This window comes from Microcoleus sp. PH2017_09_SFU_O_A, assembly GCF_020738625.1.
In the GTDB taxonomy this organism is placed as follows: Bacteria; Cyanobacteriota; Cyanobacteriia; order Cyanobacteriales; family Microcoleaceae; genus Microcoleus.
This window is the reverse complement of record NZ_JAEQCF010000005.1, coordinates 69127-95568: the sequence shown is the minus strand read 5'-3', so window position 1 is coordinate 95568 and position 26442 is coordinate 69127. Positions and strand designations below refer to the sequence as shown.

At 46.1% G+C, this 26442-nt stretch carries 29 protein-coding genes; 20 read left to right on the top strand and 9 right to left on the bottom strand.

What is annotated here, in order from left to right:
• Positions 1–152: 152 nt before the first annotated feature.
• Positions 153–803, bottom strand: coding sequence for a uracil phosphoribosyltransferase (gene upp / locus JGK16_RS03135; protein WP_293176030.1), 651 nt, complete (start codon positions 801–803; stop codon positions 153–155).
• A 501-nt stretch (positions 804–1304) separates the two neighbouring features.
• Between upp and crtH the strand changes: the two genes are divergently transcribed.
• Positions 1305–2849 carry a carotenoid isomerase gene (gene crtH / locus JGK16_RS03130; RefSeq protein ID WP_293176020.1) on the top strand — a complete coding sequence of 515 codons (1545 nt, stop codon included), beginning with the start codon at positions 1305–1307 and terminating at the stop codon, positions 2847–2849.
• A gap of 178 nt (positions 2850–3027) precedes the next feature.
• On the opposite strand, the gene JGK16_RS03125 is transcribed toward crtH, so the two are convergent.
• A complete protein-coding gene (locus JGK16_RS03125; protein WP_293176018.1) occupies positions 3028–3468 on the bottom strand; it encodes a pentapeptide repeat-containing protein in 441 nt (146 codons plus the stop codon).
• A 571-nt stretch (positions 3469–4039) separates the two neighbouring features.
• On the opposite strand from JGK16_RS03125, the gene JGK16_RS03120 reads away from it, so the two are divergent.
• Positions 4040–7363, top strand: coding sequence for an EAL domain-containing protein (locus JGK16_RS03120; protein ID WP_293176016.1), 3324 nt, complete (start codon positions 4040–4042; stop codon positions 7361–7363).
• Between the two features lie 268 nt (positions 7364–7631).
• Here the strand turns inward: JGK16_RS03120 and sipA are convergent, their stop codons facing one another.
• Positions 7632–7853, bottom strand: coding sequence for a regulatory protein SipA (sipA, locus tag JGK16_RS03115; protein ID WP_293176014.1), 222 nt, complete (start codon positions 7851–7853; stop codon positions 7632–7634).
• A gap of 148 nt (positions 7854–8001) precedes the next feature.
• Here sipA and rbfA point away from each other — a divergent pair, with 148 nt between their 5' ends.
• The 3 genes from rbfA to JGK16_RS03100 all read left to right on the top strand — a co-directional run bounded on the left by rbfA (position 8002) and on the right by JGK16_RS03100 (position 10807).
• The gene (rbfA, locus tag JGK16_RS03110; protein ID WP_293189574.1) at positions 8002–8454 is read left to right on the top strand and encodes a 30S ribosome-binding factor RbfA; all 453 of its coding nucleotides are present in this window, start codon (positions 8002–8004) and stop codon (positions 8452–8454) included.
• A gap of 119 nt (positions 8455–8573) precedes the next feature.
• Positions 8574–10220, top strand: coding sequence for a glycoside hydrolase family 3 N-terminal domain-containing protein (locus JGK16_RS03105; RefSeq protein ID WP_293176010.1), 1647 nt, complete (start codon positions 8574–8576; stop codon positions 10218–10220).
• Between the two features lie 356 nt (positions 10221–10576).
• Entirely contained in the window at positions 10577–10807 is a 231-nt protein-coding gene (locus JGK16_RS03100; RefSeq protein ID WP_293150704.1) for a DUF4327 family protein, read from the top strand.
• 86 nt (positions 10808–10893) lie between these two features.
• Here JGK16_RS03100 and JGK16_RS03095 read toward each other — a convergent pair whose 3' ends face one another.
• The 3 genes from JGK16_RS03095 to JGK16_RS03085 all read right to left on the bottom strand — a co-directional run bounded on the left by JGK16_RS03095 (position 10894) and on the right by JGK16_RS03085 (position 13597).
• A complete protein-coding gene (locus tag JGK16_RS03095) occupies positions 10894–11304 on the bottom strand; it encodes a hypothetical protein (protein WP_293176008.1) in 411 nt (136 codons plus the stop codon).
• Between the two features lie 442 nt (positions 11305–11746).
• Positions 11747–12880 carry an ABC transporter ATP-binding protein gene (locus tag JGK16_RS03090; RefSeq protein WP_293176006.1) on the bottom strand — a complete coding sequence of 378 codons (1134 nt, stop codon included), beginning with the start codon at positions 12878–12880 and terminating at the stop codon, positions 11747–11749.
• Positions 12881–13021: 141 nt separating this feature from the next.
• Positions 13022–13597 carry an HD domain-containing protein gene (locus JGK16_RS03085; protein ID WP_293189575.1) on the bottom strand — a complete coding sequence of 192 codons (576 nt, stop codon included), beginning with the start codon at positions 13595–13597 and terminating at the stop codon, positions 13022–13024.
• A 77-nt stretch (positions 13598–13674) separates the two neighbouring features.
• Between JGK16_RS03085 and JGK16_RS03080 the strand changes: the two genes are divergently transcribed.
• The 4 genes from JGK16_RS03080 (at position 13675) to JGK16_RS03065 (ending at position 17940) form a co-directional block, all read left to right on the top strand.
• Entirely contained in the window at positions 13675–14298 is a 624-nt protein-coding gene (locus JGK16_RS03080) for a Uma2 family endonuclease (protein ID WP_293189576.1), read from the top strand.
• 204 nt (positions 14299–14502) lie between these two features.
• The gene (locus JGK16_RS03075; RefSeq protein ID WP_293202744.1) at positions 14503–16023 is read left to right on the top strand and encodes a thymidylate synthase; all 1521 of its coding nucleotides are present in this window, start codon (positions 14503–14505) and stop codon (positions 16021–16023) included.
• A gap of 38 nt (positions 16024–16061) precedes the next feature.
• Complete coding sequence (locus JGK16_RS03070; protein WP_293175998.1) at positions 16062–16931, top strand: hypothetical protein; 870 nt, start codon at positions 16062–16064, stop codon at positions 16929–16931.
• 457 nt (positions 16932–17388) lie between these two features.
• A complete protein-coding gene (locus JGK16_RS03065; RefSeq protein WP_293176028.1) occupies positions 17389–17940 on the top strand; it encodes a dCMP deaminase family protein in 552 nt (183 codons plus the stop codon).
• A gap of 122 nt (positions 17941–18062) precedes the next feature.
• Here the strand turns inward: JGK16_RS03065 and JGK16_RS03060 are convergent, their stop codons facing one another.
• From JGK16_RS03060 to JGK16_RS03050, 3 genes are all read right to left on the bottom strand, one after another.
• Positions 18063–18566: a hypothetical protein gene (locus JGK16_RS03060; RefSeq protein WP_293175996.1), complete on the bottom strand. Its 504-nt coding sequence runs from the start codon at positions 18564–18566 to the stop codon at positions 18063–18065.
• A 76-nt stretch (positions 18567–18642) separates the two neighbouring features.
• Positions 18643–19248, bottom strand: a complete 606-nt coding sequence (locus JGK16_RS03055; RefSeq protein WP_293133918.1) for a VWA domain-containing protein — start codon at positions 19246–19248, stop codon at positions 18643–18645.
• Positions 19249–19370: 122 nt separating this feature from the next.
• Positions 19371–19847 carry an NAD(P)H-quinone oxidoreductase subunit N gene (locus JGK16_RS03050; RefSeq protein ID WP_293133916.1) on the bottom strand — a complete coding sequence of 159 codons (477 nt, stop codon included), beginning with the start codon at positions 19845–19847 and terminating at the stop codon, positions 19371–19373.
• A 432-nt stretch (positions 19848–20279) separates the two neighbouring features.
• Here JGK16_RS03050 and rplC point away from each other — a divergent pair, with 432 nt between their 5' ends.
• The 11 genes from rplC to rplN all read left to right on the top strand — a co-directional run bounded on the left by rplC (position 20280) and on the right by rplN (position 26442).
• Entirely contained in the window at positions 20280–20915 is a 636-nt protein-coding gene (rplC, locus tag JGK16_RS03045) for a 50S ribosomal protein L3 (protein ID WP_293133914.1), read from the top strand.
• Positions 20916–21052: 137 nt separating this feature from the next.
• A complete protein-coding gene (gene rplD, locus JGK16_RS03040) occupies positions 21053–21685 on the top strand; it encodes a 50S ribosomal protein L4 (protein WP_293175994.1) in 633 nt (210 codons plus the stop codon).
• On the top strand, positions 21678–21986 hold the full coding sequence (locus JGK16_RS03035) for a 50S ribosomal protein L23 (protein ID WP_293133910.1): 309 nt from the start codon (positions 21678–21680) through the stop codon (positions 21984–21986). Before rplD ends, JGK16_RS03035 begins: the two co-directional genes overlap by 8 nt.
• A gap of 155 nt (positions 21987–22141) precedes the next feature.
• Positions 22142–23005, top strand: coding sequence for a 50S ribosomal protein L2 (gene rplB, locus JGK16_RS03030; protein ID WP_293175992.1), 864 nt, complete (start codon positions 22142–22144; stop codon positions 23003–23005).
• A 131-nt stretch (positions 23006–23136) separates the two neighbouring features.
• On the top strand, positions 23137–23418 hold the full coding sequence (rpsS, locus tag JGK16_RS03025; protein ID WP_041623488.1) for a 30S ribosomal protein S19: 282 nt from the start codon (positions 23137–23139) through the stop codon (positions 23416–23418).
• Between the two features lie 97 nt (positions 23419–23515).
• Positions 23516–23875, top strand: a complete 360-nt coding sequence (gene rplV, locus JGK16_RS03020; protein ID WP_193973606.1) for a 50S ribosomal protein L22 — start codon at positions 23516–23518, stop codon at positions 23873–23875.
• 115 nt (positions 23876–23990) lie between these two features.
• Positions 23991–24719 carry a 30S ribosomal protein S3 gene (rpsC, locus tag JGK16_RS03015; protein WP_293133893.1) on the top strand — a complete coding sequence of 243 codons (729 nt, stop codon included), beginning with the start codon at positions 23991–23993 and terminating at the stop codon, positions 24717–24719.
• 105 nt (positions 24720–24824) lie between these two features.
• Positions 24825–25244, top strand: a complete 420-nt coding sequence (gene rplP / locus JGK16_RS03010; protein ID WP_293175990.1) for a 50S ribosomal protein L16 — start codon at positions 24825–24827, stop codon at positions 25242–25244.
• Positions 25245–25380: 136 nt separating this feature from the next.
• Complete coding sequence (rpmC, locus tag JGK16_RS03005; protein WP_293133890.1) at positions 25381–25623, top strand: 50S ribosomal protein L29; 243 nt, start codon at positions 25381–25383, stop codon at positions 25621–25623.
• Between the two features lie 71 nt (positions 25624–25694).
• Positions 25695–25943, top strand: coding sequence for a 30S ribosomal protein S17 (gene rpsQ / locus JGK16_RS03000; protein ID WP_293175988.1), 249 nt, complete (start codon positions 25695–25697; stop codon positions 25941–25943).
• A 130-nt stretch (positions 25944–26073) separates the two neighbouring features.
• Positions 26074–26442 (top strand): 50S ribosomal protein L14, encoded by a 369-nt coding sequence (rplN, locus tag JGK16_RS02995; protein ID WP_193973611.1) that lies wholly within the window; start codon positions 26074–26076, stop codon positions 26440–26442.

The window sequence follows — 26442 nt, the reverse complement described above, 5'->3', positions numbered from 1 at the left end:
TGCTTTTACCTGCGCCAGGCCCATCTTTTTTTGCCGGAGATTCCGCAACCAATTCCAGAAACTGCTCGCCTCACCCAAACACGGATATAAGCCCCACAGTTATCTGTCGAGTCAATCCAAAATCCAAAATCCAAAATCCAAAATTCCCTGGTTTATGTGCCGTAAGTTCGATCGCCCGCATCACCCAAACCAGGTACAATAAACCCCTGTTCGTTGACTATTTCGTCGATCGTTGCCGTATAAAGAACCAAACTCGGGTACTCCGTACTCAGCCGCTTCAAAGCCGGAGGAGCAGCCACCACAGAAATAATCCGAATCAAACTCGGATCAATTCCCCGTGAAATCAATTCCTGCATCGTCGCCACAATCGTCCCGCCAGTCGCCAGCATCGGCTCGCTAATTATCACCCGCGTTTGGGGGTTAAACTGCGCCGGCAATTTATTCAAATAACAAGTCGGCTCCAGCGTCTCCTCATTCCTCGCCATACCTAGATGGTAAATCGAAGCCAGCGGCACAACCGTCTGAATTCCTTCCAGCAGTGACAAACCAGCCCGCAAAATCGGTACCACAACCAACGGAGCTTCCGGGTTAATAAACGTCGCCGCACATGGGCTCAAAGGCGTCTGCACCGTTGCTTCCACTGTCGGTAGCCAATCTCGAATTGCCTCGTAGGCCAGCCAGCGTCCCAATTCTGTCATCGCAGAACGAAAAAGTACCGATGGGGTGGCGGCGTCGCGGGCGACAGCCAGCCAATGTTTAATTAACGGGTGGGGCGGAACGTAAACGCGCAGTTGCAGGGGCATGAGGAAATTGGGGAAATTGCTAGATTTGAAGGATTTGATGCGGTGCGATCGTTTTCGTTGGCGTAGCCCCCCGTAGGGGCGGACTTCGCTAACGATCGCTCTGTGCAACTTATCACAATCTTCCATTCTTTGAATCTAAAATCTAAAATCCTATAAGTCTCTTTGTTTGTAGACCTTCGTCACTTTATTGAAATATATTTTCAATAGTATTGACATAAATTAGCAACAAGGCTATAGTAATTTTTAGTGTTCTCCTCTCAAAGGATAGGCAGACGGGGGCAGTCGGCAATGGTAGACTGTTCCCGCATTTTTTTTGAAGCAGGGGCACGGGGAATTGGTAATTGGGCATTGGCCAAACAGGGCATTGGGCCTTATAGCATCGGGAATTGGTAGCCACTAACAAATAACTAATGACTGCTGACTAATGACTAAGGACTAAGGACTTCTTCCTTCTGGAGCGATCGACTGTAAAATTGTAAAAATATTAAGATTTTTAACCTAATGTCAGCCCCTACCCAATCCCAGTTATTCTCCGCCAACTCCCGCCCGACAGAGCAAGAGTTTGATGTGATAGTCATCGGTTCCGGCATTGGCGGACTCGTGACTGCAACCCAGCTAGCAGCCAAGAAAGCCAAAGTTTTGGTGCTCGAAAGCTACACAATTCCGGGGGGTAGTGCTGGATATTTCGATCGAGAAGGCTACAGATTTGATGTCGGAGCCTCCATGATATTTGGGTTCGGACAGCGCGGCACCACCAACCTCCTCACCCGCGCCCTCAAAGCCGTCAACGTCACCCTAGAAACAATCCCCGATCCGGTACAGCTTCACTATCACCTACCCTCAGGTCTCGATCTGGAAGTTCCCCAGCCTTATGACAAATACTTGCAAGAATTAATTGACAGGTTTCCTCACGAGCGCGAAGGCATCCAGAAATTTTACGGCGAATGCTGGAACGTATTCAACTGCCTCAACGGCATGGAATTGCTATCCCTAGAAGAACCTGGATATCTAGTTCGAGTCTTTTTTCAGAATCCTTTAGCCTGTTTGGGATTAGTAAAATATCTCCCTCAAAATACTGGCGACATAGCGCGGCGCTACATAAAAGACCCGACTTTGCTGAAATTTATCGACATGGAATGCTACTACTGGTCTGTAGTACCCGCAGACTTAACGCCGATGATTAACGCCGGAATGGTATTTTCTGACAGACATTACGGCGGCATCAATTATCCCAAAGGCGGAGTCGGTCAAATTGCCCAAAAATTAGTAGAAGGATTAGAAAAATGCGGCGGCAAAATTCAGTACAAAGCTAAAGCCAAAAAAATTATCACAGAAAACGGTCGCGCTGTCGGAGTCGAGCTAGTAACCGGCGAAGTTTACCGGGCAAAGCGGATAGTTTCTAACGCCACCCGCTGGGATACTTTTGAGAAACTGCTGCCTGCTGAAGAGATGCCAGCTAGCGAGAAGAAATGGCAGCAGCGCTATCAAAAAGCCCCCAGTTTCTTGAGCTTGCATTTAGGAGTAGAAGCCAGCGTCATCCCTGCTGGTACTGCCTGCCACCACATTTTGTTAGAAGATTGGGACAAAATGGAAGCGCCAGAAGGAACTATTTTAGTATCAATTCCGACGGTACTCGACCCAGATTTAGCTCCGGCAGGATATCACATTGTTCATGCTTTTACTTCGAGTTGGATGGAAGAGTGGGAAGGACTTTCGCCACAGGAATACGAGGATAAAAAAGAAGAGGCTGGCGGCAGAATTATTGACAGATTAGAAAAGATTTTTCCGGGTTTAGATGCTGGTTTGGATTATATGGAAGTTGGGACGGCGCGTTCTCACCGCCGCTTTTTGGGCCGCGAAGATGGAACTTACGGGCCGATTCCCCGCCAGAAGTTAATGGGTTTGTTGGGAATGCCGTTTAATCGAACTTCTATGCCAGGTTTGTATTGTGTCGGCGATAGTACGTTTCCCGGACAGGGTTTAAATGCGGTGGCATTTTCTGGGTTTGCTTGCGCCCATCGAATTGCTGTGGATTTGGGTTTTTAGTGGTAGGGTTCGTCACATTTAAAATAACCCCAATCAGGTTTGTAGTGAGGACTTCAGTCCTTATCCAACAAGATAGGACTGAAGTCCTCACTACAAACCTAAAGACTAAAAACCCGGTTTCTGGAGAGAAACCGGGTTTTTTAACTTAAAATTGGCACTTCGCATTATTTAAAAGAGTTTACTGCTCGTAGCTGCCGCCTACGCCGATTTGGGTATTGTAGATTTTGGCATCAGTAATAGTCATGTTTTCCATTGATGCGCCTGATACGTCAGTGGTGTTGATGATGGCGGCTGTCAGATTTGCCCGATCGAGGTCTGCGCCATTTAAACTGGCGTTAGTCAGGAAAACTGCGGTTAAGTTGGCACCCGTCAAGTTAGCGCCGGTCAAGTCAGCGCCTTCGAGGTTAGCATTGGAGAGGTTTGCGCCTTGCAAATTCGCTTCTCTCAAATCTGCACCAATCAAATGAGCCTCCGCCAAATTTGCTCCTGACAAGTCACACCCAAAGCATTGCCCAGTGGAGAGTAGCTGCTTGACCTGAGCGGGATTTGCAGCGCTAGCGGGCCCGGCCAACAGTAGGGGAGCAATTAAAAAAGTTGCGGCTAATAGATGGCGTTTCATAATCCCTTTTCCTCGCCAGACTTGGTGTTTAAGTTCTTCTGTTTATATCTACAAGCTTACCACGGTCGTTTTCGCAAATTTGCGATCGAATTCACAGACCTGCTGTGATATTCATTGTCCTCCGCAACTGGCAGGTGGTCTAGAAAAGCTCGCAAAACTTAATATCGTAAAACTTAACACTGCCGAACTTAATACGGTCTGTTTTTGTAGTTACCTTTTCTAGGTTAGCCCGGACAGCAAACAGACGTTTGCTTCTAAAGATGGATATGATTAGTGATGAATGATGTTATAGGTTGATTCTATCGAAAAAAGTTCCCCCAATACATATTTGTTAATAAAACTGTCATTGGACAGAATTTGCACACTTAAAATCCATATACGGTTATAACTTTAGAGGTAGAGGCAGAGCTGTCACCCGCCAGCTCGCCAACCACACATCGGGTGGATTTTTAACAAAAAAATTTAATTATGTCTCAGCAGCGCTGTAAAAATCCACGCACTGCATGGAAAGCAGGGCTTTTTATGACTGTGGTAGAGTCTGTGCGACGATCGCCAAAATGAATTAAATCCTATGATAAAAAATGATTCCTCCAAGCATCTGCCGACTTTAGATCAAGTAATTGACCGCTCCCCCTTGACAGTTGCGCCCGATACCCCATTAGCAGAAGTCATTACCCTGATGGGCCAACGGCGCGGAAGTTGCTCTCTAAACGCAGACATTCCACCCACCGATATCTACCCGCAACTCACAGAAATCCCAAATCCCCTCACCTCAAGCGCCCTCAGAGACGCCAGAGGTATCTGCGTCTTTGTCGTCGAACAATCCCTCGAAAAATCCGACTCCCAATCTGCTCAAAATTCCCAATTGCAAGGAATCTTCACCGAGAGGGATCTCGTCGATTTGATTGCATCGGGCAAAAACTTAAAAAATGTTACGATCGCAGAAGTTATGCAGCAGCCGGCAGCAACTCTGACGAAAGGTGAAGATCGAGACATTTTTAGCGCCTTAATTCTGTTGGGGCAACAACGAATTCACCATTTGCCAATATTAGACAGTGACGGTCAACTTTTAGGAGTAATTACCCCAGAAAGCATTCGCCAAGGCATGGTGCAACCGGCAAATATCTTAAAAATGCGCCTGGTGAAAGAAGTAATGACTGCACAAGTTATTCAAGCGCCTGTTACCTCGTCAGTTATGAGTTTAGCCGAGTTGATGGCGCAGCACCGCGTTAGCTGCGTGGTAATTACAGCGCCAACAGAATTATCGATGAATTTGTCGTTCCCAATTCCTCTAGGTATAGTCACGGAACGGGATATTGTCGAATTTCAAGCTTTAGATATAGATTTGTCGCAGACGATCGCCGAAACTGTAATGAGTAGCCCTTTATTTAGTCTCAAGCCAGAAGACTCGCTTTGGGTGGCTCATCAGGAAATGCAGCAGCGTTTAGTCCGCAGGTTAGTAGTCACTGCCGAAGGCGGAGAACTGCTGGGAATAGTTACTCAAAGCACTTTACTGAGCGTACTTGACCCGATGGAAATGTCCGGGGCGATCGATATTTTGCACGCCAGCGTCCAAGAACAGACTAGCGAATTGCAAAAAGCGATCGCATCTTTGAGCTTGACTAACAGCCGACTGGAACAGGAAATCGTTACCCGCAAGCAGGCAGAGGTGCGGCTGCAACTGTTAGAATCTGCCGTAGTTAACGCTAACGATGCGATCGTAATAATGGATGCGGGATACAGCGATATCTCCGATCCCACCATCATCTATGTCAACGAAGCTTTTACCCAAATGACCGGTTATCGGCCCGCAGAAATTATCGGCCAAACACCGAGTTGTCTGCGCGGGCCCGACAGCGATGGTTCTCAAGTTGCAAAAATTCGTCGCGCTTTCTCTCGCCGAGAACCCCTGCGCTTGGAATTGATCAACTACCGCAAAGACGGTTCAACTTATTGGGTGGAACTCAACAGCGTACCCGTTGCTGACGAGTCGGGAAACCTGACTCACTGGGTATCCGTGCAGCGGGATATTAGCGATCGCAAGCGCATGGAACAAGCTTTTTTTAAGGAAAAAGAACTAGCTCAAGTTACTCTGCAATCGATCGGCGATGCAGTAATTGCTACTGACAGCCACGGCTACATTTCTACCCTCAATCCAGTTGCCGAAAAACTCACGGGTTGGTCAACCTCAGAAGCTAAAGGTTTGCCCCTCGCGGGCGTGTTGAGAATAGTTGACGAAACTACTCGGATGCCGATCGAAAATATCGCTCAAATTGCTTTGTACGAAGGTCGGATTGTTGACCAAGGACACAACAGCTTGCTGATTGCCCGCCACAACCGCGAATTTGCGATCGACCATTGCGTCGCCCCCATCCACGCCAGCAACGGCACAATTGTCGGGGCCGTCGTTGTATTTCGAGATGTCACCCAAGTGCGAACTCAAGCGCGACAACTCACCTGGCAGGCAACTCACGACCCCCTGACGCAATTGGTTAACCGTCACGAATTTGAGTACCAGCTAGAACACGCCCTGCACAGTTCTCAAGGTTACGGTCAAGAACACGTGATGCTTTACCTGGATCTCGATCGCTTCAAAATAGTTAACGATACTTCTGGTCACGTTGCAGGCGACGAACTGCTGCGCCAAGTCAGCCAGCTACTTAAAAGCAATATCCGCAAAACCGATATTTTGGCGCGCCTGGGCGGCGATGAGTTTGCTGTACTCCTGTACAATTGTCCGCCAGAACAGGGCTTAGATGTTGCAAAATTGCTACTGCAAAACATTCAGGAATTTCGGTTTGCGTGGCAGGACAAAACTTTTGCGATCGGCGTCAGTATCGGTTTGGTGGCAATTAATCGCAAAACAGTATCGACTTCTGCGGTGTTGAGCGCGGCAGATCTAGCCTGCTATGCTGCTAAAAATAAAGGCCGCAATCGGGTGCAGGTTTATCAACCGGGCGATCGCGAATTAATCAAACAGCACGGCGAAACCCAGTGGGTGGTCGAAATCAATCAAGCTTTAGAAGATAATCGGTTTCGCTTGTACTCTCAGCCGATCGTACATTTGCGAGAGCTCCCCACCACCGGCACCCACTGCGAAATCCTCCTCCGCCTTCAACTTCAGACTGGTCAGTTAGTCTCACCAATGGCATTTATTCCGGCAGCCGAACGCTATAACTTGATGCACGCGATCGATCGCTGGGTAATTCGCACTTTATTTAGCAATTTATCTCAAATTTTCACGGCAAATCTCTTAGTCCAAAACCACGGGGCAGACGATAATATAGTTACCTTACCTGCTTGCTGCCCCTTGTCTAATTCACAAGCTTCATTTGACAAATATTCTAGCCTTTATGCGATCAACCTTTCTGGGGACAGCATTAACGAAGAAAAATTCATCGACTTTATTCAAGAGCAGTTTTCTCTCTATCAAATACCGCCGGAAATAATTTGTTTTGAAATTACCGAAACCGTGGCGATCGCGAATCTCAGCAAAGCAGCCTGCTTAATTTGGAAACTCAAGGAACTCGGCTGCCAGTTTGCCTTGGACGACTTCGGTAGCGGGATGTCTTCTTTTGCTTACCTGAAAAATTTGCCTGTTGACTATATCAAAATAGATGGCAATTTTATTAAGAATCTTGCCGAGAATCCTATTGATATTGTCATGGTTGAAGCTATTACCAAAATTGCCCACGCCATGGGAATTAAAACTATTGCCGAGTATGTGGAAAGTCAAGCAGTTATGGATAAACTCAAGGAACTTGGGGTAGATTACGGTCAAGGTTATTATTTGGGAAAGCCTCAAACTTTTACTTTTGGCTCTCCTATTGTAGAGGAAGTTTTGGGAGAATTTTCGGTTGATTCTTTGGGTTTTGAGACCAAGTTAGCTTCTTGAATAGTTGACAGTTGACAGTTGACAGTTGACAGTTGAGAGGGGAGCATCTCAGTTTTGCTATAGTGCGAGCGTCCCCGCTCGCGTGCTTGTACACACGCGAGCGGGGACGCTCGCACTGTAAGAAAAAATGCTTCTTGCAAAACTGAGATGCTCCCGTTGAGAGAAGGAAGAGGGAGAATTTCCCAATTACCAATTCCCAATTACCAATGACAACTATTCAACAAGCCAACCGCCAACTGCTTTCCTGTCAACAGTCAACAGTCAACAGTCAACTGATAGCAGCTTCAATGTACTGACTGTCTAAGAGAAAAGCACCTTTTTCAAATCGAATGCCCCAATAATTGCCGGGACGCCGATCGATCACAACACCCTGGGCCCCGATCGCAATTACATTCGCAGGCCGCAGCATCGGCATCGGTTCGGCAGTTTTCACGAAAGGTGGCATCGCCACAACTCGGACTTTTTGACCAATGGTAAATTCTTTATCCATAGTTTTTATGTTTTTATTGGCGATCGGGACACGGCTAGGTTAGCCAAAATTCATTGTGGCGTACTTTTGGCAGAACTCCCGCCTACGGCTTTGTGTCAAACTAAGAATTGATAGAAAATGGCTGATATAAAAGTAGGGGATAATTGGTATGGCTACAAGTCGTCGCATAGAGCGCGTAGCTTCAATGATTAAGCGGGAAGTCAGCCTGATGTTGATCAACGGCATTAAGGACGATCGAGTCGGTGCAGGTATGGTTAGCGTTACCGATGTCATTGTTTCGGGAGACCTTCAGCATACAAAAATCTTTGTCAGCATTTACGGTACTGATGAGGCCAAGGCCGAGACTATGGAAGGTTTGAAATCGGCAACTAGCTATGTCCGCAACCAGTTAGGCCAGCGGGTACAACTGCGTCGGACGCCGGAAGTGATATTTCTCGAAGACCGTTCCCTGGAACGGGGTGATAAAATGGTGATACTGCTGAATCAGCTTTCTGCCGATCGCAAACCAGGTATGTTTGACAACGAAGAATTGACGGATGATGGCGAAAAATTGGCAAATGATGATGATGATGATGATGATTTAGAAGAAGACGAGGATTAATCTCAAATCCGGTGGCATTGGAATTATGTAATGCGAGTGTCCAAATCTATAATTCCAATGCCCAATTCCCAATTCCCAATTCCCAAATCCCAAATCTAAAATCCCAAATCTAAAATCGAATGATTGACAATCTTTCCTTGCCCGAACTTGTAGCCCAGATGTTCGTGGTGCGCGCTTCAGGCTACTTGTTTGACCACCAAATTCGCTATCGGGCCTGGGAACCAACGGCCGACAAACTCCGCTATTATCTGGAAAATTTGGGCGTGGGTGGGGTAATTTTGGTGGGGGGAAGTGCTGCGGAATTGGCTGTTCGATCGCACCAATTGCAGTCTTGGGCAAAATTTCCGCTGCTGCTGGCTGCTGATATTGAGGAAGGTGTCGGCCAGCGGTTCGCCGGAGCGACTTGGTTTGGGCCGCCGATGGCTATTGCTGAAATTGCGCGGCACGATGCAGGTAAAGCCGATCGCTATGCGGAACAAATGGGGGCTGTGACTGCGATCGAAGCTAGGGCGATCGGTCTCAATTGGATTCTCGCACCGGTGGTCGATGTTAACAACAATCCCGACAATCCTGTGATTAACGTCCGCGCTTTTGGCGAGACATCGGAAATTGTCGGAAAATTGGCAAGTGCTTTTATTCGCGGTGCTCTCGAACACCCGATTTTAACTACGGCTAAGCATTTTCCCGGCCACGGAGATACGGCGGTTGATTCTCACTTGGAATTGCCGGTTTTGCCGCATTCGCCCGATCGATTGGCTGAGATTGAGTTGCCTCCTTTTGTAGGGGCGATCGCCGCCGGGGTCGATGCTGTGATGAGTGCTCACTTGCTGATTCCGGCTTGGGATGACCAGTTTCCGGCTACTCTTTCTCGCAAAATTTTGATCGGAAAGCTGCGGGAAGAGTTGGGATTTGATGGTTTGATTGTGACTGATGCTTTGGTGATGGGCGCGATCGCCAATAAGTACGGCGCGAACGAGGCTGCTGTTTTGGCGGCTGAGGCTGGTGCTGATGTTTTGCTGATGCCGCTTGACCCAGAAGGGGCGATTCTGGCTGTCTGCGAAGCTGTCACTCAAGGGCGACTCGACACAGCACAAATCAAGGAATCTGTCAATCGAATCTGGAAGGCGAAAATTAAAGTGGGTTTGTCGATCGACCAAACAGCGACAAATCCCAAATTCGACCCCCCTCAACCGCCTCTGAGCAAGGGTGGGAGTTCCAGCGACTTAATTTTGCTGGCAACAGCAGAGGCAAGGGCGACGGCTGCCGATATTTTGCGAGATTCTTTAAAATTTGGTGGCGCTTTGCCTTTAGTGGCTAAAAAACCCTCGGACAAGCAAATTTTGCGGAATTTGATTGTGGTAGATGATGTTTTGGGTTGCGAGTTTTTGGGAAAACACACTCCGGCGATCGCTATTCCCGAACAGTTTGGTTACGAATTGCAACTAATTGACGATCGGACAGGCGATTTGAGTCATAATTCAAGCGCAGAGCATTTTTCTCCGACACTGCTGCAAATTTTCATTCGCGGCAATTGCTTCCGAGGTAGTGCCGGATTGACCCAAGCGGCTCAAGATTGGTTTAAGAATTTATTAAAGACGGGAGAACTGCAAGCTGTGGTAGTTTACGGAAGTCCCTACGTTTTAGAACAATTTTTGCCGCACTTGCCTCCGACTATTCCTTATATATTTTGTTTCGGACAAATGCCCGCAGCGCAATCTCTCACTCTAGAGTTGCTGTTCGGCATTAACAAAACGGGGAATGCTTGATCTGCCAGACTGCTGAGTCTTTCCTTGGCTTCATCAGCACTTAAATCGATCCACCCGGTTTCTGTCAAAAATTTTGCTTTTGCGGCGCAGCATCCAGAAACCGGGAATCTGTCGCAACTTTCTAAGTCCTGAATGAAGCTTTGCCGTATATTCGCGTGTTAGCCTGGAATATCTGCCACGTCTCAAAATCCCCAAGCAGATCCCATTGCTCGCTCATCATCTCTATAAGTTTTTCAAATTAATCTGCAAACAGTATCTCAGTATACAGAAAAAAAATTAACTTCCATAATCCTAAGTTTGGATTATATTATTAACAGGGCCATAATTTTTTAGTAGTAAAACCTTGAGGGCGCATTATGATTCAGTCAACTATCAGAATCCAATACTCTTTAGATGTTATCCAAGACGAAGCACGCCACCTCGTCCATGAAGGCGTACTCAGCAGGCAACAGCCTATTTACACACTGTGTCAGTTCATTCCGCCCCGAGAATGGGCTTGCGTAGAAGGAGAATTGGAAAAATGCGATTTCTTGTTGCGCGATCGCATCGCCGACTTAATCGGTACTGAAAACTGGGACAACGACTAAATTGTGGTTCTGTTTAATAAGTTTGCAAGTGGGTTTGCAAGTGGGTTTCCAACTAAATTCGGGCTGTGTTAAAGATGCTTGATCCTTTAATCAGGGTAATTTTCAGCGCGCAAATTTTCCAACTCTATTCTGAGCGCTGCCATCTGTGCAGTTAATTCTTGAATCTCTAGTTTTACATCAGGCTGTACAACCAACTCGGGAGGAGTGTCAGTTGCTGTATCCGATTGCTGATGCGATCCGGATTCCTCGCTGCGTGCATTCTCCCGATCGCCTGGTTGAGAGAAAATAGTATCGACAAAATTACGGGCTTCTCGATCGGTCATTTCTCCTTTTTCAACCAACTCCGAAGCTAGTGGACTTAAATCCGACTGACGAAGTTTGTCCAGATTTTCTTCTCGCTTCTGGGGATCTTGCAGTGTCTCAAGTAAAAAGGAAGTTGCACCTAAAGTTAGGTGAAATCCAGTTTGCAGCATTTGAGGCAGGTTATCGGGATTCATCTAAGAAATGCCGCTAGAAAGTTTTTCGGAGTTTTTGGTTCGCCAGTTAATCCCTATGCGGCGGGATTGCCGCTTTTCGAGCGCAGATGCGAAGTTTTTGGTCGCGATGCCCGTTCACAAAAGTACGCCTTTAGAGGGATGATTTTTTTTCGCAATACAATCATTCTATCATTACTGCGTAAATTCCGAAACGTCAAGTGTAAAGTTTTGTGAAGAAGACTGAGACCTAGCCTGTGGATGGAACAGTCGAGCGATTTGAGATTTGAGATTTGAGATTTGAGATGGAACAGGAGTTACCGACTGCGATCGCAGAAAGCCGGGGCTAGAAACCCAGTTTCTGAGAAAAATTTGCAACGAGAAACGAGAAATATTCGTAGAAACCGGGTTTCTGAGGTTGCAAGTGCATAAATCAAATCTATTTGACCTTTGAGATTTAATGCGGTTAGGGATACAGCGCCTCGCCGGTGGATGGGTCAAAAATAAATAGTCGATCGAAGTCAAGCTGTACCGTCAGCCGATCGCCCGGACGCAAGCGAACACCCGCCGGTACTTGTAACTGTACAGTAGTTTCAGCACCCAACGCAGGTAAACTCGCCCGGATTAAAATTTCTCGCCCCAGAGGTTCAACTACTTTTACCTCTACATCGAGAGGGACTTTTTCTAAAGCCCAAATATCCCTATTGAAATCATCCTCTTCTGCTGTTTGTGGCGTAAAGATTTCTATATTTTCTGGACGAATTCCCAAATCAAATGCTTGTCCTTCTTTCGCCTGCAATCTTTTATGAATCGAGGGCGGACAGGCTAAAGATTGACTTCCTACCTGAAAAGATTCGTTTGCATAAATTGCAGGTAAAATGTTCATAGCAGGATTGCCTAAAAATGTGGCAACCATCCGATTAGCTGGTTTAGCGTAAATGCTTTGCGGGTCTCCGATTTGCTGAATTTTGCCTCCATTTAAAACTACAATTTTATCAGCTAAAGTCATCGCTTCCACTTGGTCGTGGGTGACATAAACTGTGGTAATTCCCAGCCTTTGATGGAGTTGTTTGAGTTCGGCCCTAGTGTCGTCTCGCAGTTGGGCGTCGAGGTTAGAAAGCGGTTCGTCTAAAAGGAATACTTTGGGTTCGCGGGCGATCGCCCTTCCGAGTGCTACCCGCTGCTGCTGTCCGCCTGATAGCTGTTTCGGCTTGCGGTTGAGGAGGTGATCGATCGAGAGCGATCGGGCTACAATTTCGACTCTTTCTTTAATTTTTGCAGCATCAACATTCCGCATCCGCAATCCAAAAGCCAAATTTTCGGCGACAGTCATGTGCGGGTAAAGCGCGTAATTTTGAAATACCATTGCGACATCGCGCTGTCTCGCCGGAATGTTATTAACTAAATTATCTCCAATATAAAGATTGCCAGAAGTTGCAGTTTCCAAACCTGCAATTGTCCGCATAATTGTAGACTTTCCGCAGCCGGAGGGCCCGACTAATACCCAAAATTCTCCATCCGGGATTTTGAAACTGATGTTTTCAATCGCGGTGACATTTTGGTAGCGTCTAGTAATATTTTCTAAGCGAACGTTTGCCATTTGTTAGTAGTTATTGGTTACTGGTTATTAGTTATCTGCTAGACCTCTAGGGTGCGTCAGACGAAGTTATACAACGATTATCTAGGGTTCCAGATTTGACGCACCTACGATATGTGCCAGTTGGCATTAGTCCTATGGCTTTTACCTTTTATCTTCGGAAAGCTTGTTCAATTCTAAAACTGTGCGGGCTAATTCTTCAACGATTGGTGTAGATTCAGCTTGGCGTAATGCTTCTACTAAAGAATTGTAATACCAGAGAGTACCATCTTTTTTGCCTTTGAAGCGTTCCCAAACGCGATCGCCTAATTCACGGTAATCTTTCAGGATCGATCGCGCATTATAAAGTTTATCAGCCGCCGAGACCAATCTGACGGAGTGGGAAGCTTGAGAAATGCGATCGATATAAGCTTGTTTGCGATCGCGCCAAGGGGGTTTCGCCGTCGCATCGCTGTCGGTACAGCCGTCTACAATCGCTGTGACGATATCCCCAAAGTGGTTGCGGATGGCTTCGCGGGTGGTGGGGCCGCCTCGATCTTCGATCGCATCATGAAGCAAAGCTGCGATCGCCTCATCTTCCGAAGCCCCGTATTCCAAAGCTATACTAGCAGTACCCAATAAATGAGCGATATACGGAACACCAGAACCTTTGCGGACTTGAGTTGCGTGCAATTCGGCGGCATAGGTGAGGGCTTCAGAAAATCGGTTTGATAGTATCATAGAAGTTACCTTATTTAATCCAGTCATCAAAGGCTAATCTCCTGTAAACTTAAAATATTCAAAGAGAGGTTGCGATCGTGACAGCTACTATAATCATACCAAAAAATGCCGACAAAAAATCACAGCCAGAATCACCGCCCGAATTAGAAAATACACCACAAATTCAACCCAAATCTGATCCACAAACAATCATATCTCTCGAAGATTTTTTAGTCAAACCGCCTGATAGAATGGAATGGGTTGACGGCAACTTAGTAGAGAAAACAGGAATGACATTCAAACACAGTTTGGCTCAATCTAAACTATCTACATCCTGGAGAAATTACCAAAATTCCAGCGGACAGGGAGGAGAAGTTCTGACCGAAATACTTTGTCGCACTAACAAGCAGGGCCGCCGACCAGATATCGCTTACATTACTCCCGAACTGCTGCCACAATCAGGCAATTTTACAGCATTTTCCCAAAGTTTTCCCTTGATAGCAGAAGTTGCTTCTCCCGAAGATAGCGGCGAAGAATTATTTGCAAAAGCTCACGAATATTTGGAGTCGGGCTGTCAAGAAGTCTGGCTGCTTTTTCCTGAAGCTAGATTAATATTTGTGAATGCCGGGGAACGCTGGCTGTTGTTTAATGCAGATGAAGTTGTTAACACTCAAACTGTACTTGCAGGTTTTAGCGTAGCTGTCAACGAACTACTCATTTAAAAAACTTAAATTGTTTTGCTAAATATTCAGATTTTATTGAAATTAATGATTGCTTAATCTCTCTCTTCTCCTCCACTGCACCCTCTGCCCCCTCTACCATGCGGTTCATTCATAAAAATCTTGGTAAAATTTTAGCAAAAATGTCCTCAAAGTTTGTTAAGCTGTTCTAGCAGTTTTTTTTGACTTGTAGTCACCATCACAGTAATGAGTCAGCAGGCAACCCTATTCCAGTACAAACCACTACACAAGCCAAACCAACTGATTTGCGGAACTGGTCAAACCGCTGTAGTGACTGGATGGACTGTAAAGCAAGCGATCGCCAAACACCTTCACCCCCATGAGTTTGCTGTGATTGGACAGTTGTACAGTTCAACTCGTGGAATTAGCTTTCTGATTCGGAATCTTTTATTCAATCCCCATGTTCGCTTTTTAGTAATCATGAACGCTACAAAAGAAGACCTCAATGCTGGTGGATGTAAGTGCCTGCTGGACTTCTTCCGTAATGGGTTTACAGAAGGAACCAGTGATACCGGACGCAAATGTTGGGTGATTAAATCTCCCATTACTGGGTATATTGATATTGAAATTCCAGCTAGTGCTTTGGAACAATTACGACAATCGATAGAGGAACCTGTAGAAGCAAAATCCATTTCTGAAGCTGTAGCCTCTGTCAAGTCTTACTCACAACAGAACATACTTGAACCCTGGGGTAATTACTTAGAATTTCCTATCTCTGAAATCGTTCCTACTATTCAACCTGGACCGCGTTACGGTCATCGGATAGAAGGAACAACTATTGCAGAAACTTGGGTTAAAATTATTCATCGCATCAAAACAACAGGTACAATTCGACCGACTGGCTACGATGGCAAATGGCAAGAATTAATTGATTTAATAGCTGTGGTGAAAAATGAGCCACCAGGCTTTTATTTCCCCGAACCAAATTATCTGCCCATTGACCGTCCTTTTGTTCAAGAATACACTTCACAAATATTAGATGATTCAGTGAAACGAGAAGGTGTTAAATACACTTATGGGCAGCGTCTTCGTTCTTGGTTTAATGGACGCGACCAGATTGAACAAGTTATTAATAAATTAATAGGTGAGATTGACGCTGCTAGTGCAGTTATGTCGCTGTGGGATGTAGCCGATCACGATTCAGGTGGCAGTCCATGCCTTAACCATATCTGGCTAAGAGTTGTGGATAACGAACTGTCAATGACTGCTACTTTCCGCAGTAACGATATGTTTAGCGCCTGGCCTGCTAACGCTATAGGATTGCGAAAATTGCAAGAACACATTCGAGACGCGATCGCCGATCGATCGGAGTACGATCTCAAGATGGGTCCACTGATTACCATTAGTCAGAGTGCTCATATCTACGATGATACTTTCGATTCAGTTGACCGGATTATCAACCAGCACTATCAAAAAATAGTTGATGCAGAACGTAGACGTTATTTCGATCCAAGTTATTCTGATTGCGATTCAGTGGGAAACTTCATCATCAAATTGGAGGATAAAACAATAGTTGTTTCCCAAACAACTCCTGGTAGTGGTGAAATTACCAAGCATTATAGTGGCAGAGATCCTCTCAAGCTATTACGAGAAATTTGTGCTAATTCTCCGGCAATACAGCCTGAACATTCAGGTTACTTAGGGCTAGAAATCCAGAAGGCTTTTGGCTGCATTGCAACTGGCAAAAAATATATTCAGGATCAATAAATCTAAGCGTCGTAAAGTTAAAGCATAGGAAATAGTTTATGTCGGTTCTAAGCGAGTGGGATATTATCAATGAGCTAGGTAGAGGGATATTTATTTATCCTTTTAAAGGGAAAGAACATAGCATCAGAGGTTGCTGTTTACGCCTAACGGCAAGTGAATATGCTTATACATTTAACATAGATCAACAAACTCAACAGAAACAAACCTTGCTTTTAAAAGATCGACAGGATAATAAACTTATTAAAATTCCCAGCCGAAAAACAGCTATAATATGGACTAATGAGTCAGTATTTGTTAACAATTATTTATGTGGAGTAATTCATTCACAAGTAAAATTAGTGTCACAGGGAATAGGACATCTTGGAACAAGAGTTAATCCTAATTATGGAGGTGTGATGGCTATAGCTCTTCATAATTTATCAGACAACGATATACAGATTAAAGTAGGTGATACTATTGCATATTTAAGAATTCATAGGTTGAGTTCAAAATCTTCTTTTTCTTCGGCATATAGAGACGATCCTGGTAAGCTTCATGATGCTATTCCTGAAGACTATCCAACACCGCCGGAACTTAGAAGCTGGTTAAACGATTCACAAAATCTGTGGAGAAAAGGAGATAAAAATGATATTTTAAAAGCGTTAGAGCAATCGTCTGAATATAAAAAAGCCAAGGATGAGCTTAAACAGAAATCTATTCGCTACCGTTTAGTTTTTAAGTATTTGCCACAGTGGGAACCGATGGTTTGGGCTACGATTGTCGCGGCATTAGCAGCAATTGGGGGAGCAATTGGGACATGGGTAGCAGTTTTGAAACCTTCTTCACCACCTTCTTTTGATCCAAAACCAATCATCACACCAAAGACACAAATAGCACCCACCCCTAAAGCAACCTCTGTTCCAAAATAATACTGTTGAGAAAGCGTAAAAATCAATGAACAAAGTATATATATCTGGTGCTTTAACAGGAATTGAGAAACCAGCAGAAGTCAAGAGTTTCTATGAAGCCATTGGTCTGCTTTGCCAAGAAATAGGTTTTCAAGCGTATGTTCCACATATGTATACCGATCCCATCAATAACCCTGACATTAGTCCTAGCCAAGTATTTGAGAGAGACAAACATCAAGTTAGTACATCAGATTTAGTCATTGCTTACCTTGGCTCCTTCTCTTTTGGTGTGGGAATGGAGCTAGCTTATGCTGAAATGAATAATATTCCTATTGTGATTATTTATGAAAAAGATAAAGTTATATCAAGATTTCCACTGGGTATCCCTACAGTAATTGCTGAAGTTCAGTTTCAGACTTATGAAGATGCTTTGAACCAACTTAAAAACGTTTTGGAACAGAAAAAAATACAGCAGCTTATGAATAAAACCTATCAAAGACCAAATTGGGATGAATACTTTTTGATGTTGGCAAAATTGGCCGCAACGCGATCGACTTGTCTGGCATTTCCCGTCGGCGCGGTAATCGCTAAAAACAGGCAAGTTTTAGCTACGGGTTACAACGGTTCCCCCTCAGGTTCGGTACACTGCACGGCTCAAGGCTTCTGCTATCCGGGTTTGAGCAGTTGCGATGCTAGCAAAACTTTGCCGTCGCGGGCGGTTCACGCTGAAGCAAATGCGATCGCCACTGCTGCCAAACACGGCATATCTACGGCTGGAGCTAGCATTTATGTGACTTTAGAACCCTGCATTTATTGTTTGAAATTAATTATTTCCGCCGGCATTCGCGAAGTATTTTACGAAACTGTTTTTAACAGCGGAGAAAAGGCGGCCTTGAGAGATTCTTTTATAGCCGATGGTATTGTTGAATTCAAACAAATTAAGCTATCTGAAAGTACAGCAAAAAGATCGGCTTCATTTCTGCTGAATCCTACATCTGTTCCAAAAGACGATCGACCATTCGGTTCGTAGTCAGGACTTTAGTCCGCATTCAAGAAGGACTAAAGTCCTCACTACAAACCTTCTCTCTTGGGTTGGTAGTGAGGACTTCAGTCCGCATTAAAGAAGGACTAAAGTCCTCACTACAAACCTTTTCAATCAAACTCATTCACAGCTTGCAAATAGTCGATCGCCGCATCTATCCTCGAACTATACTTAAAAGCAAACTGATCGAACCAATATCTCTCATCGGAATTTTTATCCAAATTCTTCAGCCAAACCTGAGCTTGCCTAACTTTCTGCCTGTGCGTTTGTACGTCTAACTCTGACTGCACAATCTTTTCTGCTGGCTTCGGTGCTAGTGCCGTCACTTCCTGAGGTTTATTTTCTGCTTCGTGCAGAGGCTGAAGCGGTTGTTGTGCAGCCACTTCCTGAGCTTTATTTTGTGCTTCGTATTCAGCCTTGATTTCAGCTAAATCCTTGTCAAAAGTACCAGAATACTTGATATCTGCTGTTTTAAAAGTTTGATTTGACGGCACTGCTGCTGGTTGGGAAAGCGGTTGTGCTTCCACTGGCGGCTGACTTGGCGCGTCGCGATTTTTTTGAGATGCTTGATATTCTGCCCTAAGTTCAGCTAACAGGCGATCGATCGATTCCATGACTTAAAACCCCCTTTAAAAAATCCTGCCCAGCAACCAGGCACAAATATAGTCCCGCAAACAACCCGCAGCCTCCTCAATCAGTTATTGCATTCAGCAATACTTCCGTCAGGGTCATTCCTTCGATATCATCCATCGTCACTGTATCAACGATATCGAATTTAGCTCCGGCGCTTTGCAGTTCGTCATCCAATATCTTGAGAAACTTAGTCGCTTCCGGGGCATTCCCTACTTGAATGAAGGAAATCGCCAGCTCTTCATCTCGATCGAGCTTCCGCGATGCCTCTATAATTGTTTTCATTACTTCCTTGCGATCGTCCGGTTCGCCGTCCGTCACCACTAATATGGTTTCGCCATTTGGCTTGGTCTTACCGGATGCTTTGCGCTGAAAATAATTGTTGAGAGAATCTAGCAGCACCGCAGCCAAATTTGTAGTCCCGGAAGGTTCGTTTTCTTGGAAGATTTGCACTACTTTAGCTGATGTTACATTTTCGTAGCGTTTGAAGCGACCAGAAAAAACGTAAACTGTGATGCCGTCTGGGTCAAGTTCTTCGCATTTATTCGCCAGTGCGACAGTCGATTCTTGCATCAGCGCCCAGCGACTTTTTCCTCCCATCTGGTCTTTGGTGTACATACTGCCGCTTTTGTCAATGATGATTGTATAATCGCGGTTCTGAAGCATAAGATTTTTCCTGTTAATTAAGAAGTTTTTCCAAAAAAGAGCAAAACCAGCGAGCATAAGCGGTTGAGCTTGATTTTGCTCGCTGCGTTTTTTAGTTGATTTGCGATCGCAAATACCCGAATTTAAGCTGCAACTAAAGCGTTTTTAAGCGGCTTCCAGCTAAAAGCTCGATCGCCCCCCATCTCTACTGCTATTTTAACTCGCGGCTCTAGCGTCGGCAAAACAGTCAAATACTCAACTTCCTGACTCGACAAAACCTGCCCTTCAATAATCCAAAGCACCAGTCCTTTAGATTTCGGCGGCAAATTATCTAATTGAGTTTGCAACATTGGAGGTACGTAGTAGGTGTAACCCACAGCCCCTTCATTGCCAGTAGTTTTCTTGCCCAAATGCGGCGGTCGCACCCCGTGAACTCCGGTCAAATACATCGCCAAATCGCCCAAACCCCGCGCCGTAATCGTGTACGCACCGTAGCCGGCAGCCCGCAGCCGTCGCAGGTAACGGCCCTCAAATCCTCCCTCTAAAGGAACGTACAGGGCTAGCGACCCCGACTTTTCCAAATCCCGAATCATATCCGCACCAGTTGTAATCAGTCCCATAAATTTGTCTAGCCTGCTGTTTAAAATTTGGTCGATCGCCCATTGCGAGCTTAAAGTATTATAAATGCTAAAGCTGAGGCGAAAAGTTATCAAAAAAGGCCTTGACAAATAACAAACACTTCATGTAATATTGTTAACTGGCGCTGTGAAAGGATACTGAGTAGCTTGCTATTCAAGTCCTAGCCCAAATAAGCAAGACCGACATTAAACTCGGAGATCGAATAGGTAAAAAACCTAGAATCTCAACCCTTGCAAGACTTCCACAAGCTCGCTCCCAAATTTAAAACTCAAATTTTAAACACCGAGGAAAGCTGTTGGTTGATAACAGTTAATTGCAGGAACACTGAAATAGATGTTTCTGCACAAGAGCAAGCGGATTGACGTAAACTTCGCAATCCGAAACCTCTTGCGTAAATAAAAGGAAAAAAATCCGTGTCTGTAGGCATTCTTGGCACTAAACTAGGCATGACTCAAGTGTTTGACGCTGAAGGGAGAGCAATCCCCGTCACCGTCATACAAGCAGGGCCTTGTACAGTAACTCAAATCAAAACTAAACAAACTGATGGCTACACTGCCATTCAGATTGGATACGAAGAAGTAAAACCAAAGGCTCTCAACAAGCCAGAATTGGGACACCTTGCCAAGTCGGGGGCGAATCCATTGCGCCACTTGCACGAATACCGCTTGGAAGATACCAGTTCCTTTGAATTAGGCCAACAAGTAAAAGCAGACGCTTTTACACCGGGACAAATCGTAGATGTCATCGGTACCAGCATCGGTAAAGGTTTTGCAGGCTTTCAAAAGCGCCACAACTTCAAACGCGGCCCCATGTCTCACGGTTCTAAGAATCACCGCGAACCTGGATCGATCGGACCTGGAACCACTCCCGGACGCGTCTATCCCGGTAAAAGAATGGCAGGACGCATGGGCAACGTTCAAGTTACCGTCCGCAAACTGACAATTGTCCGGGTGGATGCAGAGCAGAATTTGTTGCTGATCAAGGGAGCAGTTCCCGGAAAAGCTGGCGCCTTAGTCAATGTTGTTCCTGAGAAAAAAGTTGGGTGGTAGTTATTGGTTATTGGTTATTTGTTATTGGTTATTGGTTATTAGCAACAACTAACAACTAACAATCAACAAATAACAACCAACAACTGACAACTAACAACTAACAACCAACAACTGACAAAGGAAAAAGGACAAAAGATATGGTTAACTGTGTAGTGCGAAATTGGCAAGGCGAAGAAGTTGGAGAAACAACTTTAGAGCTTCGCGTAGCCAAAGAAGAAAATGCGTCTCACATCGTTCACAGAGCCTTGAGACGGCAAATGGTCAACGCCCGTCAAGGGAATGCTTGCACCAAAACTCGATCGGAAGTTAGAGGCGGCGGCCGCAAACCCTGGCGTCAAAAAGGCACAGGTCGAGCCAGAGCAGGTTCGATCCGTTCTCCGTTGTGGCGGGGCGGCGGTGTCATCTTCGGACCGAAACCCAGAGACTTTGAAGTCAAAATGAACAAAAAAGAACGCCGTCTCGCTTTGCGGACAGCATTCTTTAGCCGTACCGAAGACATCATTGTGGTTGAAGAATTTGCAGAGCAATTTCCGAGACCGAAAAGCAAAGAATTGCTAAGTGCGATCGCCCGTTGGGGTATCGAAGCCCATAAAAAAGTTCTGTTAATCTTGCCAGAACCGCAACTCAACGTTTACCTGTCAGGACGCAACATCGAATTAGTCAACGTCATCTTGGCAACTTCTCTGAATGTTTACGACGTTCTCGCGGCTGACAAAATAATCGTCACCTCTACAGCCATAGCAAAAATTCAGGAGATTTACGGTGAGTAAAATCGACCCCCGCGACTACGCAGATTTGATCCAGCGTCCGATTCTCACCGAGAAAGCTACCCGAATGATGGAATTAAATCAATTCACATTTGACGTAGCGCCAAAAGCGACCAAGCCTCAAATCAAAGCTGCAATCGAAGAACTATTTAAGGTCAAAGTCATTGGCGTCAACACCCAAAACCCGCCGCGAAAAAAGCGCCGAGTAGGTAAATTCGTCGGCTTTAAACCTTGCTACAAGCGAGCAACAGTAACTCTGCTAGACGGAGACTCGATCCGCAAACTCCTATTCCCAGAAGTTTAGCCAATTTTGGATTTTAGATTTTAGATTTTAGATTCCAGTTAACTGATGCAAACTTCCCATCCAGGAAACTCGCAAGTTAACTTAATCCCAAATCTAAAATCCAAAACTGTCAAGTCCAAAATCCCAAGTCTAAAATCTAAAATCTAAAAGCGATTATGGGCATTCGTTCTTACCGACCTTATACCTCCAGCACCCGGGAACATACCGTCTCGGACTTCGCTGAGATTACCAAGTCAGAGCCTGAAAAGTCTCTAACTAGCAACAAGCACACCAAACAAGGCCGCAACAACCGAGGCGTCATTACCTGTCGCCACCGGGGAGGCGGTCACAAACGGCTTTATAGAACGATCGACTTCCGCCGCGACAAACACAGCATTCCTGCTACCGTCAAGGCGATCGAATATGACCCCAACCGCAACGCCCGCATCGCCCTTTTGTTCTACAAAGACGGCGAAAAACGGTACATCCTGCACCCGCTCAACTTAAACGTCGGTACAGTAATTGTCTCAGGCCCAGACGCGCCGATCGAAATTGGCAACGCCCTACCCCTGAAGAACATTCCCCTCGGTACCAGCGTCCACAACGTCGAGCTAGTACCAGGAAAAGGCGGACAAATCGTCCGTTCCGCAGGATCCAGCGCTCAGCTAATGGCAAAAGAAGGTAGCTACGTCACCCTCAAACTGCCATCCGGCGAACAACGGAAAGTCCGCGCCGACTGCTACGCTACGATCGGTCAAGTTGGCAACACAGACGCCAGAAACATCAGCCTCGGTAAAGCAGGCCGTACCCGCTGGAAAGGTCGCAGACCAACCGTTCGCGGTAGTGTAATGAACCCGGTGGATCACCCGCACGGTGGTGGCGAAGGCAGAGCGCCCATCGGGCGTCCGGGGCCTATGACTCCTTGGGGCAAACCAGCATTGGGTGCCAAAACTCGAAGCAAAAACAAGCGCAGCGACGCTTTAATCGTCCGGCGCCGTCGCAAATCTTCCAAGCGTGGGAAGGGCGGCAGACAAAGTTAAGGAAGAAGGAAGAAGGAAGAAGGAAGAAGGAAGAAGGAAGAAGGAACAACGAAAAAGTTGTCCGTACTCTTTTATTCCTGCAACTTTCTTCCCTATTCAATTCCAACTACTAATTACTAATTACCAAAACCATGTCTCGATCGTTAAAAAAAGGCCCATTTGTCGCAGATCATCTGATGACAAAGATTGAAAAACTCAACGCCGCAGGCCAAAAACAAGTAATTAAAACTTGGTCGCGATCTTCCACAATCCTGCCTCAAATGGTAGGTCACACGATCGCAGTTCACAACGGCAGACAGCACGTCCCAGTCTACCTGACAGACCAAATGGTAGGTCACAAACTCGGAGAATTCTCCCCCACTCGCACCTTTAGAGGTCACGCGAAAAGTGGTGATAAAAAGGCGAAAAGATAGCCAAATTAGGTGACAGGTAATAGGTAATCGAAATTTTTTCATTCAATTACCAATTACCTTTTTCCCAATTGCCAATTACCTACTTACCCAAATCGAAATGGTTATAGATACCACATCCGAAATTAAGGCGATCGCCCGTTATATCCGGACATCGCCCTTCAAAGTGCGCCGAGTCCTCGACCAAATTCGCGGCAAAAGCTACCAAGAAGCGCTGATTTTACTCGAATTCATGCCCTACCGCGCCTGCGAACCAATCGTCAAAGTTTTGCGATCGGCAGTAGCCAACGCCGAACACAACGCAGGATTGGACAAAACCAAGCTCGTAGTCTCTCAAGCTTACGCAGACCAAGGCCCAGTCCTCAAACGCTTTAGACCCCGCGCTCAAGGTCGCGCCTACCAAATCCGCAAGCCAACTTGCCACATTACGGTAATAGTTGCTCCGCTTTTAGAAGACTAAACCACGGAAAAACGTAATAGGTAATAAACAGCTTAAAGTTGACCAAAAATCGGTAATCATCAATTACCAATTACCAGTTACCAATTACGAATTACCAATTAACTCATCAAATATTATGGGCCAAAAAATACATCCAATTGGTTTTCGTCTCGGCATTACCCAAGAGCACCGCTCTCGCTGGTTTGCTGACCCGAAAAACTATCCAGAACTCTTGCAAGAAGACTTCAAAATTCGCAAGTACGTCCGCAAAACCCTCAGTAATGCTGGTATTTCCTCGGTCAGAATTGAGCGCAAAGCCGATCAAATCGACCTAGAAGTCTTCACCGCCAGACCAGGCGTAGTCGTAGGCCGTGGCGGAGCAGGTATCGAAACTTTGCGCGTCGGTTTGCAGCAGCAACTCGGCAACAACCGCCAAATTCGCATCAACGTCGTTGAAGTTCAGCGCGTAGACGCCGATGCCACACTGATCGCAGAATATATCGCCCAGCAACTAGAACGGCGCGTATCCTTCCGCCGAGTAGTCCGCCAAGCAATCACCCGCGCTCAAAAAGTCGGCATTCAAGGCATCAAAATTCAAGTTAGCGGACGCCTCAACGGCGCAGAAATCGCCCGTACAGAATGGACGCGCGAAGGCCGAGTCCCCTTGCACACCCTGCGGGCCGACATCGACTATTCCTACTGCACCGCTCAAACCATCTACGGTATTCTCGGGATTAAAGTTTGGGTTTTCAAAGGCGAAATTATTCCCGGACAGGAACAAGAAGCCGCACCAAATGCAGCCGTGCCCCGCACCAAACAAAAGCGCCGCCGTCAGAACTTTGAAGATCGATCGAACGAAGGCTAACAGTCAATTGACAATTGACAGTTGACAGTTGACAGTTGACAGATCCCGGGCGAGTAAGTTCGTGCTGTCCGCTATACCGATTACCAATTACTGAATTCCCCAGTCATGTTAAGCCCTAAAAGAACAAAATTCCGCAAACAACAGCGCGGGCGAATGAGCGGTATTTCCACCCGCGGCAGCTCAGTTAGCTTTGGCGACTTTGCCCTCCAAGCCGTCGAACCAGCCTGGATCACTTCCCGCCAAATAGAAGCCGGACGGCGTGCCATGACCCGCTATATCCGCCGGGGTGGCAAAATCTGGATTCGCATTTTCCCCGACAAACCAGTCACCCAGCGCGCAGCAGAAACCCGGATGGGTTCTGGTAAAGGCGCACCGGAATTTTGGGTGGCCGTCGTCAAACCCGGTCGGATTATGTTTGAAATTGGTGGCGTCACTGAAGAAATTGCCCGCGAAGCAATGCGTTTGGCATCTTTCAAATTACCGATTAAAACCAAGTTCATCACCCGCGAAGAAAGCCCGTCATAGTGGCGATCGAAGGTAGAATTAGGTCTGCATTCGTCAGAAATTTAAAATCTGGCACGTACAACTTTTTTTCCCTTCGGTCTTCAGCATCAGAAAGAATTCTGTCTTCACTAGACCGCTAACGATAAAGCACACAACTATGTCTTTGACCAAGATTAAAGAAGCTAGAGAATTAAGCGATGCAGCAGTAGCAGAGCAAATTTTAGCCGTCAAGCGCCAACTAATGGACTTGCGGCTTCAGCAAGCTACCGGCCGCATGGAAAAGCCTCACCTGTTCAAGCACGCCAAACACCGGCTGGCTCAATTAATGACAGTTGAACGCGAACGCCAAATCGCTGCTGAGGCAGCTCTCAAGTCTGCTCCCACCGCAGTCAGCGAGTAGTTAGCAGCAGCCGAGCCGAGGTTCGCACAGTAGTTCAAAAAAACTCAATTGCACAACAACAATAGGTAGGTATGGCAGTTAAAGAACGAGTTGGCGTAGTAGTCAGCGACAAAATGAACAAAACCGTCGTGGTAGCGATCGAAAACCGCTCCTCCCACACCAAATACGGCAAAATCGTAGTCCGCACCAAGCGCTACAAAGCTCACGACGAAGAAAATAAGTGCAAATCGGGCGATCGTGTCCGCATCACTGAAACTCGCCCTCTGAGCAAAACCAAACGCTGGACGGTTGCTGAGATTTTCGGTGCAACAAAGGGTTAACAGTTAATTTCTAATTGCTCGCGTAGTGCGATCGGCTTTCTCGATCGATCGACCCTGTGATTAACCATCAATTAGCAGCAATTAGCACTTAGCAGTTAGCAAGCATCAAATTACCTTTTCCCCAATCACCATGATTCAACCCCAGACATACCTCAATGTCGCCGACAATAGCGGAGCCCGCAAGCTCATGTGCATCCGCGTATTGGGAGGCGGCAACCGTCGCTACGGCGGAGTCGGCGATGTCATCATTGCCGTCGTCAAAGACGCCATCCCCAATATGGCAGTCAAAAAATCCGATGTCGTCAGAGCCGTCATTGTCAGAACCCGCAAAGCCTTGCGTCGCGACAGCGGCATGAGCATTCGTTTTGACGACAATGCAGCCGTGATTATCAATCCCGAAGGCAACCCCAAAGGCACTCGCGTTTTCGGCCCAGTAGCCCGCGAACTGCGCGACAAAAACTTTACTAAAATCGTTTCCTTAGCCCCAGAGGTACTTTAA